At 60.7% G+C, this 17,167-nt stretch carries 19 protein-coding genes and 1 pseudogene; 9 read left to right on the top strand and 11 right to left on the bottom strand.

Annotated elements, in window-relative coordinates; translation table 11 throughout:
- Window positions 1-486 (top strand): hypothetical protein, encoded by a 486-nt coding sequence (locus tag K7B09_RS05395; RefSeq protein ID WP_223627515.1) that lies wholly within the window; start codon window positions 1-3, stop codon window positions 484-486.
- A 51-nt stretch (window positions 487-537) separates the two neighbouring features.
- Here K7B09_RS05395 and K7B09_RS05390 read toward each other — a convergent pair whose 3' ends face one another.
- Window positions 538-804 carry a DksA/TraR family C4-type zinc finger protein gene (locus K7B09_RS05390; protein ID WP_223627513.1) on the bottom strand — a complete coding sequence of 89 codons (267 nt, stop codon included), beginning with the start codon at window positions 802-804 and terminating at the stop codon, window positions 538-540.
- A gap of 211 nt (window positions 805-1,015) precedes the next feature.
- Between K7B09_RS05390 and K7B09_RS13280 the strand changes: the two are divergent.
- Window positions 1,016-1,234: pseudogene (locus tag K7B09_RS13280) on the top strand (MASE2 domain-containing protein); the annotation flags it as partial.
- A 186-nt stretch (window positions 1,235-1,420) separates the two neighbouring features.
- Here the strand turns inward: K7B09_RS13280 and K7B09_RS05380 are convergent.
- On the bottom strand, window positions 1,421-1,582 hold the full coding sequence (locus tag K7B09_RS05380; RefSeq protein ID WP_223627511.1) for a hypothetical protein: 162 nt from the start codon (window positions 1,580-1,582) through the stop codon (window positions 1,421-1,423).
- 25 nt (window positions 1,583-1,607) lie between these two features.
- Between K7B09_RS05380 and K7B09_RS05375 the strand changes: the two genes are divergently transcribed.
- The 5 genes from K7B09_RS05375 to K7B09_RS05360 all read left to right on the top strand — a co-directional run bounded on the left by K7B09_RS05375 (window position 1,608) and on the right by K7B09_RS05360 (window position 5,189).
- Window positions 1,608-1,985, top strand: a complete 378-nt coding sequence (locus K7B09_RS05375; protein ID WP_223627755.1) for a GGDEF domain-containing protein — start codon at window positions 1,608-1,610, stop codon at window positions 1,983-1,985.
- A gap of 29 nt (window positions 1,986-2,014) precedes the next feature.
- Window positions 2,015-2,140 carry a hypothetical protein gene (locus K7B09_RS13175; protein WP_263296630.1) on the top strand — a complete coding sequence of 42 codons (126 nt, stop codon included), beginning with the start codon at window positions 2,015-2,017 and terminating at the stop codon, window positions 2,138-2,140.
- 100 nt (window positions 2,141-2,240) lie between these two features.
- Window positions 2,241-2,627 (top strand): BlaI/MecI/CopY family transcriptional regulator, encoded by a 387-nt coding sequence (locus tag K7B09_RS05370; RefSeq protein ID WP_223627509.1) that lies wholly within the window; start codon window positions 2,241-2,243, stop codon window positions 2,625-2,627.
- Window positions 2,620-4,536: a M56 family metallopeptidase gene (locus tag K7B09_RS05365; protein WP_223627507.1), complete on the top strand. Its 1,917-nt coding sequence runs from the start codon at window positions 2,620-2,622 to the stop codon at window positions 4,534-4,536. Before K7B09_RS05370 ends, K7B09_RS05365 begins: the two co-directional genes overlap by 8 nt.
- A gap of 104 nt (window positions 4,537-4,640) precedes the next feature.
- Window positions 4,641-5,189 carry a peroxiredoxin gene (locus tag K7B09_RS05360; protein ID WP_223627505.1) on the top strand — a complete coding sequence of 183 codons (549 nt, stop codon included), beginning with the start codon at window positions 4,641-4,643 and terminating at the stop codon, window positions 5,187-5,189.
- Between the two features lie 38 nt (window positions 5,190-5,227).
- Here the strand turns inward: K7B09_RS05360 and K7B09_RS05355 are convergent, their stop codons facing one another.
- Window positions 5,228-5,809: a DUF6151 family protein gene (locus tag K7B09_RS05355; RefSeq protein ID WP_223627503.1), complete on the bottom strand. Its 582-nt coding sequence runs from the start codon at window positions 5,807-5,809 to the stop codon at window positions 5,228-5,230.
- 85 nt (window positions 5,810-5,894) lie between these two features.
- Window positions 5,895-7,955, bottom strand: coding sequence for a M13 family metallopeptidase (locus K7B09_RS05350; RefSeq protein WP_223627501.1), 2,061 nt, complete (start codon window positions 7,953-7,955; stop codon window positions 5,895-5,897).
- Between the two features lie 139 nt (window positions 7,956-8,094).
- Here K7B09_RS05350 and K7B09_RS05345 point away from each other — a divergent pair, with 139 nt between their 5' ends.
- Window positions 8,095-9,900, top strand: coding sequence for a DUF885 domain-containing protein (locus K7B09_RS05345; protein ID WP_223627499.1), 1,806 nt, complete (start codon window positions 8,095-8,097; stop codon window positions 9,898-9,900).
- Window positions 9,901-10,020: 120 nt separating this feature from the next.
- On the opposite strand, the gene K7B09_RS05340 is transcribed toward K7B09_RS05345, so the two are convergent.
- The 4 genes from K7B09_RS05340 to K7B09_RS05325 all read right to left on the bottom strand — a co-directional run bounded on the left by K7B09_RS05340 (window position 10,021) and on the right by K7B09_RS05325 (window position 12,845).
- The gene (locus tag K7B09_RS05340; RefSeq protein WP_223627497.1) at window positions 10,021-10,365 is read right to left on the bottom strand and encodes a RidA family protein; all 345 of its coding nucleotides are present in this window, start codon (window positions 10,363-10,365) and stop codon (window positions 10,021-10,023) included.
- 175 nt (window positions 10,366-10,540) lie between these two features.
- Entirely contained in the window at window positions 10,541-10,978 is a 438-nt protein-coding gene (locus tag K7B09_RS05335) for a hypothetical protein (RefSeq protein ID WP_223627495.1), read from the bottom strand.
- Between the two features lie 216 nt (window positions 10,979-11,194).
- Window positions 11,195-12,118, bottom strand: coding sequence for a M14 family metallopeptidase (locus tag K7B09_RS05330; RefSeq protein WP_223627493.1), 924 nt, complete (start codon window positions 12,116-12,118; stop codon window positions 11,195-11,197).
- A 49-nt stretch (window positions 12,119-12,167) separates the two neighbouring features.
- On the bottom strand, window positions 12,168-12,845 hold the full coding sequence (locus K7B09_RS05325) for a YiaD family glycine zipper/OmpA-like lipoprotein (RefSeq protein WP_223627491.1): 678 nt from the start codon (window positions 12,843-12,845) through the stop codon (window positions 12,168-12,170).
- A 154-nt stretch (window positions 12,846-12,999) separates the two neighbouring features.
- Here K7B09_RS05325 and K7B09_RS05320 point away from each other — a divergent pair, with 154 nt between their 5' ends.
- A complete protein-coding gene (locus K7B09_RS05320; protein WP_223627489.1) occupies window positions 13,000-14,391 on the top strand; it encodes a M20/M25/M40 family metallo-hydrolase in 1,392 nt (463 codons plus the stop codon).
- Between the two features lie 22 nt (window positions 14,392-14,413).
- Here K7B09_RS05320 and K7B09_RS05315 read toward each other — a convergent pair whose 3' ends face one another.
- The 3 genes from K7B09_RS05315 to alr are packed head-to-tail and all read right to left on the bottom strand — an operon-like array spanning window position 14,414 to window position 17,167.
- Entirely contained in the window at window positions 14,414-15,847 is a 1,434-nt protein-coding gene (locus K7B09_RS05315; protein WP_223627487.1) for a WS/DGAT/MGAT family O-acyltransferase, read from the bottom strand.
- Between the two features lie 40 nt (window positions 15,848-15,887).
- Window positions 15,888-16,043, bottom strand: a complete 156-nt coding sequence (locus tag K7B09_RS05310; RefSeq protein ID WP_223627485.1) for a hypothetical protein — start codon at window positions 16,041-16,043, stop codon at window positions 15,888-15,890.
- Window positions 16,040-17,167: an alanine racemase gene (gene alr / locus K7B09_RS05305; protein ID WP_223627483.1), complete on the bottom strand. Its 1,128-nt coding sequence runs from the start codon at window positions 17,165-17,167 to the stop codon at window positions 16,040-16,042. Before alr ends, K7B09_RS05310 begins: the two co-directional genes overlap by 4 nt.

Genomic DNA, 17,167 nt, shown 5'->3' with positions numbered 1-17,167 from the left:
TTGGAACGCAGCCGCCGCAATGCCCAATACCGCTACCAGCAAGACTACTGGCGCCGTTGGCAAGCCGAGCAAGCACGCTGGAACGCACGCCGCTACAACTATTACAACGACCCGTTCTATTACACGCCGTACAACTATCGCTACAGCTACGGCGGCAGCTGGTATAGCACCAATAGTTATGGCGCGCAGATGTTGGAGCAAGCCATTCGCGATGGCTACCGGGAAGGCTGGTACGCAGGGCAAGCCGACCGTGCCGACCGCTGGCGCTTCGACTACAGCAACAACTACAGCTATATCGATGGCAGCTATGGCTACTATGGTCAGTACGTGAGCTACAACGACTACCGCTACTACTTTCGCCAAGGCTTTGAACGCGGCTATCGGGATGGTTATTACGGACGCTACCAATACGGCAGCTATCGCAATGGCGAGTCAATGATCCTGCCCGCCATCCTCGGCATGATCCTGGCCTTCAGCATCCACTGAGACATCCCCTGCTTACCCTGCAACGCCCGGCCGCAAGCCGGGCGTTTTTTGTCAGCGCAGTTGGCTATCCTTGCTGCCGCGCCGGTTGTAGCCGCCATTCGCTGCGGCATCCCGATCCTGCAGCTCCTGGCAGGCCACGCACAGGCGTACGCCGGCAATGGCTTTGCGACGCGCCTCCGGAATGGAGGCATCGCAATTTTCGCAATGCGCAAGGCTTGGCCCACTGGGCAGGCGGCTGCGAGCCCGCGCGATGCCGTCTTTGACGGTTGCATCGATCTGATCTTGTACCGCCCCATCACCTGCCCAACCGGTCGCCATGACGCCCTCGCAATTGCACCGCCGTTTGCCAAGGCTATCAGTTCGCACCCGCTGGCATTGCGGGCACGCTTTGCGCACACTTGGCCATCGTTGATGACTCAGATCAGGCAATGACGGAACGCGCACCCGCGATGCAAGAGCAACTGCCACCGTCGCAGCGCATGCAACGCCTGTACTTGCGCACCTATCGCTTGCGCACACTGGGCATGGGCTGGGGATCCTTCCAGCGGCACTGGTCTTGCATGAACTACATGCCAGCTGGCCATCATGGGCGTGGATTGCGGTGTGTGGCCTGCTGTGGCCGCACTTGGCATTCCTGAAATCGCACCACAGCCCTGACCCAAGCACATCGGAGCTGCACAATTTCGTTATCGACTCGGCCTTGGCAGCCACCTTGCTACCGATCATGCACTTCAACCTGCTGCCGTCCGCGTTGCTGCTGACGGTCACCACCGCCGACAAGCTCAATACCGGCATTCGCGGCCTATGGTGGCGGTCATTGCTCGGGGCACTTGCTGCCCTGGTCATTGCGATTGGCATTTCCGGCCTGCATTTCGACATTCACACCAGCACCCCCGTACTGCTGGCCTGCTTGCCCTTGACGATGATCCACACCTTAGTGGTCAGTGCCAGCAGCTACCAGCTGGTTCGAAAAGTGCAAAAAAACAATCAGGCGCTGGACGAACTCCGCCGCCGCGACAGCCTGACCGGGCTGCAAAGCCGCAGCCACTGGCAGGAGATGGCTGACCAGCAATTGCAGCGGCATGTGGCTGGCCACGCGTCCACCTTAGTTATTGATCGATGTGGACAGCTTCAAGCACATCAACGACACCTTTGGTCATATTGGTGGCGACGATCTCCTGCGTGGCATCGCACAGGTCATACTGGATACTCTGCCGCCCGGCAGCCATGCCGGGCGACTGGGGGGCGACGAGTTCGCAGTGACCCTGCCGCTGCCCGTCAGCGCAGCCCAGGATATTGCCGAACGCATCCGCGCCGGCATTGCGGCACTGCATTTTCCTGCTGATCCCAAGCTGAGCGGGTCGGTCAGCATTGGCCTGGCGGCACCGACGCAGGGCTGCCACAACTTGCGGGCATGGATGGAGCTGGCAGATCGTGCTCTGTACCAAGCCAAAGCCGATGGCCGCAACCGCACGCAGGTCGCTGAAAGCGCTATCTGATCGCCTCTGCGGCAGTTGGTGGTGATGCCATGCCCGCCAAGGGCAATGTGCTGCGCAGCCGGATGGCATTGGGTTTTTGCGATGACCGGATGGCTTGGCTTGAAGCCCATTTGCACAGCGCCAACCGTTCATCGGAAATAGAAATTATTTTCTAGACATTTTTTTCTAGCCGTGCTTTTCTAGACATGATCTTCTAGATTCACCCCCCGCCCCAGCGCTGCATCTCATCCACCACTGCACAGCCTCGGCCATCGCATGCCCACGCCCCGTTTGCCCAAACCTACCCCCGCTGAACTCGAATTGCTGCGCACGCTCTGGCAACTGGGCCCGTGTACGGCCAAACAGGTACATGAGGCACAGCAGCGTGAACGCCCCGAGCTGCCCTACGCCAACGTGTTGCGGCTGCTGCAGATCATGCACGGCAAGGGCCTGCTCAAGCGTGACGAACGCCAACGTGCGCACATCTATGCACCCACCCAAGCGCAAGGCTCATTGCAGAACAAATTGCTGGATGACTTCATCCATAAAGCCTTCGCCGGCTCTGGCAAGGCATTGGTGATGGCCGCATTGCGTGGTGGCCAGGTCAGTGCAGACGAGCGCGCCGAAATCCAGCGATTCCTGCGGGAGAACCACGATGCATGACGCGCTTATCCAGCTTGTGCCGGCACTGGGCGCAGCGCTGCTGCACTTTGTTTGGCAAGGCAGCTTGCTGGGCCTGTTGGCCGCGCTGGCATTGGCGCGGCTGGACAATGCCCGCCCGCACACACGCTACGCCGTGACGTGTGTGGCGTTGCTGGTCGCACTGCTGCTGCCCATCCTCACCTTGGCATGGCAGATCCTGCTGCCGGCAACCGCCAGCGCACCAGTGTTGGGACTCGCATTGGGCACCACGACATCGGCCATCGCACCGGCGCAGCAGCCGGCAGCGTGGCTGTCACTGGCCGCAAGCACCCCTGCGCGAATTGCCGACACCCTACCGTGGCTGGTTGCCTGCTGGGCGACTGGTGCGGGGGCCCTAGCGCTGCGCATGTTCGCGGGTCTGTATTGGGTGGCGCGCCTGCGCCAACGCGCATGGGCCGAATCAACTGGCGTCTGGCAAGCCAGTGCCCACCGGATGGCCGTGCGCTTGGGCTTGCGTAGCGCAGTGCCAGTGCGATTGAGCAATGACACCGCCACGCCGCTGGCAGTGGGCTGGTGGCAGCCGATGGTGCTGTTGCCCGTATCGCTGGTACTGCACATGCCTGCGCCTTTGCTGGAAGCCCTGATTGCGCACGAATTGGCACATATCCGCCGCCACGATTATCTGGTCAACCTGCTGCAAGGCGTAGCCGAAACCTTGCTGTTCTATCACCCGGTGGTGTGGTGGCTGTCCCGCCGCATCCGCAACGAACGCGAGCTGATTGCCGATGCACTGGCCGCCAACGCGCTGGGTGACGGCCGCCGTTTGGCACTCGCTTTGGCAGAACTCGACCGCAGCTTCGATACCCCCACGCCCCCCCCCTGCTTTGCACCCGCCGCCCAAGGAGGCCAGCTCATGTCCCGCATCCAGCACCTGCTCCGCCCGCGTACAACCGCTGATATCAGCAGTCGCCTGCTGCCCCTGCTTGGCCTGCCCGTGATTGGATTGGCACTCGCCGGTGCCGGCTTGTACGCACACGCCAACAGCCCACACGCCGCGCCCGCAGCACACCCATCGCACAGCACACACCCGATGCCGCCGCCACCGCCCGCGCCACCGGAGCCACCTGCACCGCCCGCACCACCTGCACCCCCTGCGCCACCCGCACCACCTCCGCTGAAAAATGCCGTGAATATTGGCTTCCAGCGCGGTGATGACGGCTATGCCATGGTGCGCAAGGGCGAGACCCACTATCTCCTCGCCGGCGATCAGGACGATATGCGCATGGTGAAAAAATTACGCAGCACCATCGATGGCGACTTCCTGTTGGTGCGCAGGGGCAAGCAACATTTCGTACTGCGTGATGCTGCCCTGCTGGCACAAATCGAAACCGTATGGGCACCGCTGGATCCATTGAACAGCAAGATGGAAGCCCTGCAGGCAAGCATGCAGCCCCACCAACAGCACATGCACGAACTGCAAGCGGACATGGATCGTCAGGCCGCCTCTCTGCCCACCCCTGAAGTGAACCAAGCCAGCGCCCAGTTGGATGCGTTGGCCTCGCGCCAGGGCGCACTGGCGACACAACAAGCCGCACTCGCCCAGCGCGCACGCAAAGCCAGTGAAGCCGAACGTGACGGTCTGGCACGGCAAATGGATCACCTCTCGGCACAAATCGACGCCATCGCTGTACAGATGCAAGCGCAAAGCGCCATCATCGAATCCCGATCCAGTGCCGTGCAGCAGCAAAGCCAGCGCATGCAAGCCGTCGGCAACCGCATGCAAGCGGCCAGTCAACCGATGCAAGCCATCGGCAAGGAGATGCAAGCCGTTGGAACGCAAATCGAACACGCCGCCCACACAGCCGACAGCAAGACCCGGCAGTTGATCGAACATGCATTCGCACGCAGGCTGGCACAGCCGGTGGTCTGAGCGTGTGCATGCACGCGCCCCTGCCCTGCAGGGACGCGTTGCTCACCCAAACCCGACGCAACAGCGATACAGTGGCCAAGCCCATCTTTCTCTCGGAGCCCCCCATGCGCCGCATTGCCACGTTCGCCATCGCGCTTGCCCTTGCCACGCCCGCCCTTGCCGCACTGAAGCCCGGCACCCCCGCCCCTACATTCACTGCACCGGCGTTTTTGGCTGGCCAGCCGTTTACCTTCGATCTTGCCGCCACGCTGAAACAGGGCCCGGTGGTGGTGTACTTCTTTCCTGCCGCGTTCACCCCCGGCTGCAACGCCGAGGCCGCCGCGTTCTCGCAGGCCATCGACAAATTCAAGGCACGGGGTGTCAGCGTGATTGGGGTCACCGCCGGCAATGTGGAACGCTTGGCTGAATTTTCGAAAGACACCGAAAAATGCGCCGGCAAATTCCCCGTTGCCGCCGACCCCGGTGCGAAAATCGCCAAGACCTTCGATGCCACCATGCTGCTGAAGCCGGATCTCGCCAGCCGCACGTCCTACTTGATCGGCAAGAATAGCCGCATCGCCGCAGAGTTTGATTCGATGAACCCCAACCAGCACGTCAAGCAAATGCTGGAGGCGGTGGCGGCGCTGCAAGGAAAGCCGGCGCAGAAAAAATAGCGCTATTCAAGCGAGCCTTTGCCGAAGCCCTGCGCAGCTCACCCGTCAGCCAGGGCCCGACGTTGCTCCAGCGACAACACCTGTGGCGCACGGATAGGCTGGCCATCGGCAGCAAACAACAGGGCATTGCGTCGGCCGCGCAGACGTGCGCTTGCGAGCCTGCTGACGATGCGCAAGGTGCCGGCCAACAGTGCCCCGCGAGTGGGATTGACTGCAGCGGTGGCCGATTCGGGGCTGATGGTGGTGTGGCCCTGTGCGCCGCAACAGGCCGTCACGGCAGCCTCGGATTCGGCGATGGCGGCGACCGGCAGGCCGAGGTAATACAGCTTGGGGTTGCGCGGCACATTACCCAGCGGTGTGCGGCAGCAGCGCGCATACCAACGCAGCAAGCCACGCGGGCCCAGCGACATGCAGGCCAATTGATCCAGCCCCTGGGTGAAGCGCAGGCCATCCGGCGCCATCGCCACGATGTCACTGCCGCCCGCGGCATCCAACAACCCATCCCCACCCAACCAGCGCGCAAACGCCCGGCAATCGGCGCAATAGCAAGTGGCGCGGGTGTAGCTGCGGGCAGGATTGAATTCACCCTGCACCTGTCCGCAACGGCATGACAGTTTCATTTGGCACTCCGGTATCGCCAGTGGTGTTGACCCACGATACTCGATGCGGGCGGACAAAAAAGTCGCGCCCGCATCACATCAAGACTCACCAAATCCGCACACGCTGCTCGGGTGGCAGGTACATGGCATCGCCCGGCTTGACGTTGAAGGCCTTGTACCACGCATCGATATTGCGCAGCGGGCCATTGGCACGATACATCGACGGCGAGTGCGGGTTGGTTTTGATCAGGTTGAGCAGGGCCTCATCGCGGTACTTGCCGCGCCACACCTGCGCCCATGACAAGTAGAAGCGTTGGTCGCCAGTGAGGCCGTCGATCACCGGCGCGGGCTTGCCCTTCAAACTCAGTTGATAGGCAGTGTAGGCCATCGACAAGCCACCCAAATCGCCCAGATTTTCACCCATGGTCAGGCCGCCGTTGACGCACTGGCCGGGTAGCGGGCAATAGCTGTTGTACTGTGCACCCAGTGCCTTGGTGCGTGCGTCGAAACGGGCGCGGTCTGCGTCTGTCCACCAATTACGCTGGATGCCATCGGCATCGGATTTGCTACCTTGGTCATCGAAACCATGGCCCATTTCGTGACCGATGACTGCACCGATGCCACCGTAGTTCACCGCAGGGTCGGCATTCACATCGAAGAACGGGGGCTGCAGAATGGCGGCCGGGAACACGATTTCGTTGAAGGTCGAGTTGTAATACGCATTCACCGTCTGCGGGGTCATGCCCCACTCTTCGCGGTCGGTTTTCTGGCCGATGCGACGGTTCTGATCCGCACGGTTGTACTGGCGCAGTGCAATGGCATTGCCCAACAAATCATCGGGCTGGATGGTGACGCTGGAATAGTCTTTCCACTTCGACGGGTAGCCGATCTTCGGGCGGAACGTGGACAGCTTGCGATACGCCTCGACCTTGGTGGCATCGCTCATCCAATCAATGTGTTCGATGTTCTGCCGCAATGCGGCGCGCAGGTTTTCAACCAGAGTATCCATGGCCGCCTTGGCTTGCGGCTTGAAATAGCGCGCCACGTACAGCTCACCCAGTGCTTCGCCCAACCCATTGCCGGAGCCAACCAAGGCCACTGCACGCTTCCAGTCTTCGCGCTGCGCTTTTTGGCCATTCAACACTTTGCCGTTGAAGGCAAACGATGCCTCATCGATCTGCGTGCTCAACAGACTGGCATTGCCGTCGATGGCGTGGAAGGTCAGGTAATCACGCCATGCCGCCAGCGGCGTGGCATTGATGACATCGATCACCGGCCCAATGACATCCGGCGTACTGATGTTCAGGCGCACCGGCTGCGGCATCTGCTGCGCACGCAATTGTGCCGCCCAGTCATAGCCGGGGTACTGCTGCTGCAACTGTGCAAACGTCACCACGTTGTAGGTCTTGTCGCGGTCGCGCAGCTTGACGCGGTCCCACTGCGGTTTGGCCAGCGCCGTTTCCAGCGCCAGAATCGCCTCGGCACGCGGCTTGGCGTCTGCTTCGCTGACACCCGCAAAACCCAGCATGCGCTGGATATGCGCCACATAGGCTTCGCGAATCTTGACGAAACGGGCATCCGGATTAAGGTAGTAATCGCGATCCGGCAGGCCCAACCCACCCACACCCAAACCCACCAGATAACTGTCGGGGTCTTTGCGGTCGGTGCCAACATACAGTCCCAGCGGCGCGTCACTGCCGTCGATGGCGGCATTGGCAAACGCTGCAATCAACGCGGCTTTCGAATCAATCGCGGCGATGCGGGTCAGCACCGGCTGCAATGGTTTGATCCCGGCGGCATCACGCGCAGTGCGATTCATGTAGCTGGTGTAGTAGTCGCGCAGCTTCTGGCCATTGCTGCCCGGCAGCAAATCCTTGCGCGCCAATAACCCGTCGATCAAGGCATGCACCTGATCTTCCGAACGGTCGCGCAGTTCGTTGAACGCGCCGTACGAAGACTCGTAATCCTTCAACTGATAGGTATCGATCCAATGCCCGCTGGCATAGCGATTGAAGTCATCGCCCGGTTTCACCGAAGTGTCACGCGAAGTCAAATCCACCCCGAAACTGCCCAGCTGCGGCGTGGTCGCCGGCCCTGTGGCCAGAGCGGCCATGCTGGTGATGGACAACGTGGCGGCAATGCCGAAACTCAACAGTGAACGCTTCATGACACCTACCCGTGTGTGGAAGCCGACAGCCTACTGATCTTCACCATGCCGTGCCTGTGCCGTTCGTCCTTCCGGCACTGTTGCCAAGCGATTGGCAGACCGTATTGTGTGCCATTACCCATTTTGCGGAGCCCGCCCCATGCGCACCACCCTGCTTGCCCTGTCCATCACCACCGTGCTGGCAGCGTGCACCGGCCAGCAATCACCGCCCACTGCGGCAACACCGGCCACCGCCGCGGCAAGCGATGCGCCGATGGACGCAAAATTTGCGGATCTGTCCAAGCGCACACTGGCCGAATGGATGGCGCTGTCGCCGGTGAGTGCCACCCAAATCGGGGATCACCGTTTTGATGGCCAGCTGGATGATCTCAGTGCCGCCGGCCGGCTCAAGCGCGTGGCCACCAGCAAAAAATTGCTGGCCGAGCTGGAAGCCATCGATGCCAGCAAACTCTCGCGTGAACACCAGGTCGATGCCGCGATCTTGCGCAACCAATTGCAATCGGATATCTGGGACATCGATGTGCTGCAAAGCTGGGCGTGGGACCCGCAGGTGTATGGCGGGCTGGCAGGTAGCGCCATCTATGGCTTGATGTCCCGCGAATTTGCACCCCTACCCGAGCGCATTGCTGCAGCCACAGAACGCATGGAAAAACTGCCTGCGCTCTTTGCGCAGGCGCGGGACAATCTGGACCTGGCACGGGTGCCCCTCATCCATGCGCAGACCGTGGCCAAACAAAACGCCGGCATCCTTTCCATTGTCGACACCTTCATCACCCCGCATCTGGGTGAATTGCCAAAAGCCCAGGCTGACCGCACCCGCGCCGCGATTGAAGGTCTGAAAAAAGCCGTTGCCCAGCAACAAACCTGGCTGGATAAAACCCTGGTACCCAATGCCAAGGGCGACTTCCGCATTGGTGCGGAAAAATACGACCAGAAATTGAAGTTCGCACTGTCCTCTTCGCTGTCACGTGCCGACATCAAACAACGCGCCGAAAGTGAAATGAGGCGCGTGCGCGAAGTGATGTACGGCATCGCGCTGAGCGTGCTCAAAGACAAGCCGGGTGCGCCTGCCCTACCCGACAAGCCCACCGATGCGCAACAGCAGACCGCCATCGAAGCCGCACTGGAGCTGGCCTACGCCGACCACCCGGCACGCGACAAGGTGGTGGAAGACGCGAAAGCTTCACTGCAATCCGCCACCGATTTCGTGCGCGCAAAAGATCTCGTCACACTGCCTGATTCGGCGGTGGATGTGATCCTCATGCCGGAGTTCCAACGCGGCGTGGCGGTGGCCTATTGCGACTCGCCCGGCCCGCTGGACAAGAACCTCAAGACCTTCTACGCCATTTCGCCGATCCCGGATGAGTGGAGCAAGGCGCAGTCGGATTCGTTCCTGCGCGAATACAACGGCAAGATGATCCACCTGCTGTCGATCCACGAGGGCATTCCCGGCCATTATCTGGAAGGCTGGCATTCGGGCAAATTCCCTTCCACCCTGCGCGGCGTGTTGCGCTCGGGCTTGTTTGCCGAAGGTTGGGCGGTCTATACCGAGCGCATGATGCAGGAACAAGGCTATCTGGATAACGATCCGCTATTTCATCTGGTGCAGCTCAAGTTCTACCTGCGCACCATTGCCAACGCCCTGCTGGACCAAGGCGTACAGGTGGATGGTTGGAGCCGCGAACAAGCCATGCACTTGATGACCCACGACGCCTTCCAGCAAGAAAGCGAAGCCGCCGGCAAATGGGTACGCGCGCAATTGACCTCGGCGCAGCTACCCACCTATTTCGTGGGCGCACAAGAACACCTTGACCTGCGTGCAGCGATGCAGAAAAAACAAGGCGCAGCCTTCAACCTGAAGGCCTACCACGACCAAGTGCTGTCCTACGGCGCACCGCCGGTGCGCTATGTGCGCGAGTTGATGCTGGACGAGCCGATTCGCTGACACCTCTCCCACCCTGCAGGCACTCTCTCCCGCAAGCGGGAGAGGGAAAATCAAGGTCCAAACCCACTCATCATCGCGGGCGCGGGAAGGATGCCATTCATGGAGGCGTGGTGATGTGCTCTACACCACCGCAGTTACCACAATTTCCACCTTCCACGCCGGGTTGGCCAACTTCGCCTCCACCGTGGCGCGGGCCGGCGCATTGCCCGCCACCACCCACGCGTCCCATGCACGGTTCATGCCGGCAAAATCATTGATATCGGCCAAAAAAATCTGCGCGCGCAAAATTTTGGATTTATCGCTGCCCGCACGCGCCAGCAGATCATCGATCGCCGCCAGCACTTCAGCAGTTTGCACCTCAATATCGGCATCCAGCGTTTCCGGGATTTGTCCGGCCAGATACACGATGCCGTGATGGATACTGGCCTCGGACATGCGCGGGCCGGGGTCTAAGCGTTGGATCATGGTCAAAGGCTCTTGGGGAAAACCTGCACTTTACGTACGCAACCCACGCCCGGCCAGCACGATACGTTATGACGCCAGACGCATGTGAAGCAGAAGAACCGTCAGGCAGGCCGCAAGGAACGACCTGCCTGCTCGACATGCCGGTCAGGCGTTGCTTCCAGCAACGGCCGATCCCTTATTTGAATACCAACTCACGGAGCATTTCCGAGCCAAGAATCGTGCGCATCACCACGCGTTTGCCGGCAGCATCTTCGCGCTGCTGCATCGTTTGCTTGGTGAGCTTGGCCAGAATCGGCTCCATCCGCGCATCCATACCATCGAATGCGGCCATGTTGGGATAGGTGACAACTAGATACATGTCAGGTTCTTGCGGGCTGCGCGGGTTCGCCCCATAGACGTGGTAATCCACGATTTCACCCGCCTTCCTAGCCTCTTCGTTGACTGGCCGCCAATTGGCCGCCAAATAACGCATGTAGTTCTCGAACTGGCCATCCACGACTTTCACCGATGTCACCACGGTGACCGTCCCTTCCTTGTATGCCCTCTCCTGCGCGCCGGCCCAACTGGCGCATAGCAACAGCACAACAGCTGTCCAATTACGGAGCATGTTCATAGCAATAGGTCTCCATTCGCAGAACCGGCGGGTAATCCTGCCGGCACGCCGTACACCCCACACACGTCCTGAAGTGCCGTGCGTGACAGGGCCAACGCGGGCCCAGCCGCAGGCCGGCCAATCGCCTATTCAGGTTCCTCAAACTGCACTGCTCGAACTGCTTCAACCCCCCCAACACGCTTTGCAATGCGGATCTGGCGCACGCCAGAAACCACATCACTCCATTGCCAACGCAAACGTCAGCGCTGCATTTACCGCCACCGCCTGCGCCAGGTTGCATTGCGCAGGAGAGGCGCGCGGGCTGTCGGGGTAGACCTCGGTCGTGGTGGTGTAGCGTGCGCCGGTGATCCCGGCGCACAGGCCCAATTCCACCAACGGGTAGCGAATCACGCCTTCGGCGACCACTGGGGAGCCAATGATGGTGCCGTCCATATCCGACATCGCAATATGCGTCACCTTGGCCACCGCCAGGTTGATGGCATCTTGAAATGCCGGCTGCGGGTTGGCGCTGTCATCGACCAGATAGAAGCCATCCGGAATCGTGCCAGGTTCATACGGTTTACCGTCGCGTGCGGCCAGTGCCGGGCGGAACTCCGCTTCATCGGAGTCAGTGGTTTCGTGCAAATCAATATGCACGATGCACTTGCCGCGCAAGGGTTGGATCAAATCCCACAGCGCCTTGGATTCCCCGCATGGGCTGTTGGCCACGAAGTTGCGATTTGGGTCCAGCGCCTGCGGGTTCCAGCGGTGGATGCGCTCGTACGCCCATGGCGACACGCAGGGTGCAATCAGCAGGTTCAAGCGGCCTTCAAATCCGCCGGCATAGTCCTGCGCGAATAACAGCGCGCCATGCACGCCACTGGTTTCATAGCCATGCACACCGCCCGTCACCAAAGCGACCGGCAGCGCATCGTCCCAATATTTGCCGCGCAAGGCATACAGTGGGTAGCGGCCATCATCGCCGTAATCCAGCTCGCCGTACTGCAACACCTTGAAACTTTCCAGCATGGTGTTGAGCCTGTTCACTACCTCATCGGCATAGCTACGCTGCTTGCGTTGACGCGCGCGCCACTGGCTTTTTTCGGCATCGCCCCAAGGCACACCGGGGGTGCCAAGGGGCTGAAAGGTCTGCGCAATCATGGCAAGTCCGTAGCAACAGTTGCCATCACTCTAGCACCGCCGAAGTGGCTTACGAGCGGATCGGCAACAAGCGGATTTCCACGCGACGGTTGAGTGAACGCCCTTGCTCGGTGGCGTTGTCGGCAATCGGGAAACGCTTGCCAAGGCCGACGATTTCAAACCGTTCGCGCTGCAACCCTTGCGCCATCAAATAGCTGGCCACTGAATTGGCACGCTGTTCGGAGATGCGCTGGTTGACCGCATCACTACCGATATTGTCGGTATGCCCGCTGACCTCAACGATGGTCTGGTTGTACTCACGCAAGGTGCCGGCAATGGTATTGAGTGAGGGATAGAACTGCGGCTTGATGTCGGTCTTGTTGAAATCAAACGTCACGCCATCGGGCAGATTGAGCTTGATCACATCGCCATCACGGCTGACATCAATGCCCGTGCCTGCGGTCTCGCGCCGCAACTCGGCTTCCTGCTTGTCTTGATAATTGCCAATGGCGCCACCAGCCAGTGCGCCGATGCCCGCACCGACCATCGCATGTTGCCGGCGTTCCACCGCACTGTCGCCACTGAGCAAGCCGGCCGCCACACCAATCGCAGCGCCAATCAGGGCACCCTTCTTCGCACGGGCATGATCGTCATTGGCATTGCCGCCATCGTAGCTGGCGCAACCACTGGTGAAGGCAATCAAACAGCTGGCCAACACGGCGTATTTGAAGGATGTGGTGTGCAACATGCGACGCTCCTGAGGGAAATATCCGTTGCTAGGCTAGTGGTATTCATCTGGCCCGAAAGTGAATGGCCGCTCCGAGAATGAGCCGCTACTGAACACGCGTCGCGGCTGCTACGCTGGCAGCATCCTGATCACCTCGTGGCCACCCCTCATGTTGATGCGCACCTGTCTGTTTGCCGGAATGCTCGTGGCCTTTGCCGGCAATCCCGCCGCCAGCACGGCTCCCCTTGCCACCTCCTTGCAAGCACAGCCCGAGACGATGGAGATGCTGCGCCATGCGATTGCATTCCAGACCGTGGCGGGTAAAGCGCAAGTCCCGGCGTTTGCGCGCTATCTGGCCGACAAGCTGGAGGCAGCGGGCTTTGCCAACACCGATATCGACATTATTCCGGTGGAGCACACCGCTGCGCTGGTGGTGCGCTATGCAGGAAGTGATGCGCGCCTGAAGCCGATTCTGATCTCCGGGCATATGGATGTAGTCGCCGCCAACCCTGCGGACTGGAGCCGCGACCCGTTCACCCTGGTCGAAGAAAACGGCTATCTGTATGGGCGCGGCGTGGCCGACATGAAGGCCGGGATCGTGACGGTGGTGAACACCTTCATGCGCTTCAAGCGCGAAGGCTTCAAACCCAGGCGCGGCATGATTTTGGTGTTTTCTGGCGATGAAGAGACCGAAATGGCCTCCACCCGTGAACTGGCCAGACGCTATCACGATGCCGAATTCCTGCTCAATGCCGATGCCGGCGGCGGCACGTTTGATGCCGCCCTCAAACCCATCGTGTTTGAAGTACAAGCGGCGGAAAAAACCTATGCCGATTTCGAATTGGTGGTGACATCACCGGGCGGCCACTCCAGTGCACCCACGCCCGATAACGCGATTTATCGGTTGGCCACGGCGCTGGACCACGTGGCGGCTTATCAATTCCCGGTGCAGTACAACACCATCACCTTGGCATCGTTAAACGCCGCTGGCGAGCATGACCAAGGGCCATTGGCTGAGGCGATGCGTCGATTTGCCGCCAACCCCAATGACAGTGAAGCCGCCGCGATTATTTCGGCCAATCCCGGTTATGTCGGCCAACTGCGCACCACCTGCGTGGCAACCACCTTGTCGGGTGGGCATGCCTTGAATGCGCTACCGCAACGCGCCAGTGCCAATATCAACTGCCGCATTTTCCCGGGCACACCGGTGGCTGCAGTGCAATCCACCTTGCAACAGGTCATTGCCGATCCAACCGTGCACATCGCTTTGCAACCCCCGCCGCCGGTAGCAAGCCCGGCATCACCGTTGCGCAAGGATGTGATGGCTGCGGTGAGCGCCAGCGTGCATGCGCGCTACCCGGGGCTGAGCATCGTGCCGGATATGTCGTCAGGGGCGACCGACAGCATGCATTTTCGTGCGGCTGGTGTGCCCAGCTATGGCGTGTCGCCCGATTTTGCCAAAGCCAACGACACCTTTGCGCACGGTCTCAACGAAAAAATGCTGGCGTCCAACATCCCGTGGATGCTGACCTATTGGCATGACGTGTTGCAGCGGTTGAGCAGATAACGCGCCCAACCAAAGCCGCCGTTCAAGTCGATGCCGTCTCCTGCAGCAGCGCAAACGCGGCATCTGCATCCAAGGGCAACTCCCAGCTGCCCATCATGGTCAGGTATAGCAAGCGCTCGAATTCCTCACCAAAACGCCGCACCACTGCATCCGGGTCCGGGATCAGGCGGGCATCGGCAATCAAGCCAAAATGCACTTGCCCACGATAGCTGAGGATGGACAGGCCCAGCCCGATCGAGCCGGTTTGCGGCACCCAAAACATGATGTCGCGCAACTCGCTGCCGGCCATGTACAGCGGCTGTTGCGGGCCGGGCACATTGGTGGCCACGGCACTGGCTTTTCGGCTGAACATTTCCAATGCCAATTCCGGCACCGGATGCGGAGCCATGCCTAGTGCGGCCAGCAGGCCAAACGCAACGATGGCCTGACGTGAGTTTTTGAGCTGGTTCATGCAGTCGGCTACCCGCTGCAAACGCCGTATCGGGTTACCCTCGCCGACCGGCAACTCAAGGAACACCAACCCGAAGTGGTTGCCCAGTTTCTTGGCATGCTCCAGCGGCCGCAGATTCACCGGCACGGTGGCGCGCAACGTCATGCCGTCCAAAGGCTCACCGCGCTCCAGCATGTAGCTGCGCAAGGCCCCGGCAGCGGCCGCCATCAACACATCGTTGACGGTGCTGCCGCAGGCACGACCCACCGCTTTGACCTCTTCCAGATCCAGCGGTTCGGCCCACGCCACGCGCTTGCTTACACCCAGCTTGCCGCGCAGCATCGAGGGTGGGTCATCCGGCAGCGCCAAGGCATGCACCAATTCCTTGGCAATATCGCCCCCCTCTTTGGCCAGCAACGTGGCCAGCGAGGGGTCTTGCATCATCGCCATGCCCTGCTCCAGTGCCTTGCCGCCCAGCTTCATGTAGCGCTGCATCGCGCCCACGCGACGCGCCACCGGAGCAGCTTCGTGCTTCAGCCAAGCCTTGTCGAGGCGGGCACTGGGTTTGGGCTCACGGCTGGTATCGGTCAATGACAACAAGACCTGCACCAAGGCAATGCCATCGGCATAGCAATGATGAATACGCGCCACCAATGCTGACCCGCCCTGATAACGCTCGACCAAATGAAATTGCCACAGCGGCTTGGTGGGGTCCAACGGACTGGATGCCAAATTGCTGACGAAGCGCTCCAGGGCGCGCTTTTCCGAAGACTTCCCCGGCCGTCCTGGCAGGCCAGATAAGCGCACATGCCAATCCAAGTCGAAGTGCTCGTCGTCCACCCACTGTGCGCCGGTGGCATTTTCAACCGGCTTTTGCCGAAATCGCGCATACGAAAGAAAGCGCTGCTGGATAATCTTTTTCAACTGTGCCAACTGCAGCGGCTCGGCGAACATCAACACACCGGTGATCATCATCGGGTTGGTGGGCCGTTCCATGCGCAACCACGCGGTATCCACCTTAGACATCGGCTCACGCTTCGGCCGTACACCGGTTGCGGCATCGGCACTACGCTTCAGCCGCGGTTTTGCTGCCGGCCGCGATGCCTGCTTCGGTGCCGATACCGATTCTGATGCTGGTGTTACGGGTGCTGCGGGTGCTGCGGCCATCCGATTTCTCCCCTTGCATATTGGCGAGTGAATCACGCGCTTTGCGCAGGGTCAACGGATGTTTGGCCCACCCACATATTCACGCGGAATGCGCTCGTTGAAGCGGGTCAGAATTTCATAACCAATGGTGTCGGCCCACGCCGCGACATCCTCGACGGTGAGGATTTGCTCACCTTGCGGACCAATCAGCACCACATCGTCCTCGACATACGCGCTGCCGTGCGGCCCAAGGTCCACCATGAATTGATCCATGCACAAGCGGCCAACGATGGGGTGAAGCTGACCCCGAATCAACACTTGGCCACGGTTGGATAGCGCCCGCGGGTAGCCATCGCCATAGCCAATCGGCACGGTGACCACATGGGTATCCTGCGCGGGTGCCCAGGTTGCACCGTAACTGACGCTGCTGCCGGCCTTGACCACTTTGAAGTACACCACCTGCGAGAGCAGTGATAACGCAGGACGAATATCCACGCTGCGATATGCCGCCGGATCGGGCAGCACGCCATACAACATGATGCCGGGGCGCACCATATCCAGCCACGTTTCCGGGAAGTGCAACACGCCGCCGGAATTGGCCAAATGACGGATCGGCATCGGCGCACCAATACGCTCGAAGTGCGCGCAAGCCTGCAAGAATCGCTCCAACTGCTGGGCTGTTTTCGGTGAGTGCGGATCATCGGCGCAAGCCAGATGCGAGTACACGCCTTTCAGTACACACCACGTGGACGCCACCGCCGCCTCAATGAATGCCGCGCAGGAGTAGCTGTGCACGCCAATGCGCTCCATCCCGGTGTCGATCTTCAGATGGATCACCGCTTTGCGTTGCAAGCGCTCTGCGGCGGCCTCGACTTTGCGCAGCTTGTCCAGTGACGACACCGTAATTTCCAGATCGTGCTGGATCAATTGCCCCACTTGCCGGCCCAGGATCCCGCCCAGCACCAAAATTGGCAAGCTGATGCCGGCACGCCGCAAGGTCAGTGCCTCCTCGGCAAACGCCACCCCAAATTGGGTGACACCCTGTGCCTGCAAATGATGCGCCACCCGCACCAAGCCATGCCCGTAGGCATTGGCTTTGACAATCGCCATCACCGGTACCTGCACATGCGCATGGATCACTTGCAAGTTGTGACTGAGTGCATCCAGGTCCACCACGATGCGGGTGGGGCGTTGGCTCAT

This window comes from Thermomonas beijingensis (assembly GCF_020034655.1).
GTDB lineage: Bacteria > Pseudomonadota > Gammaproteobacteria > Xanthomonadales > Xanthomonadaceae > Thermomonas > Thermomonas beijingensis.
The sequence above is the reverse complement of the archived record's forward strand: the minus strand, read 5'-3'. Positions and strand labels throughout refer to the sequence as shown.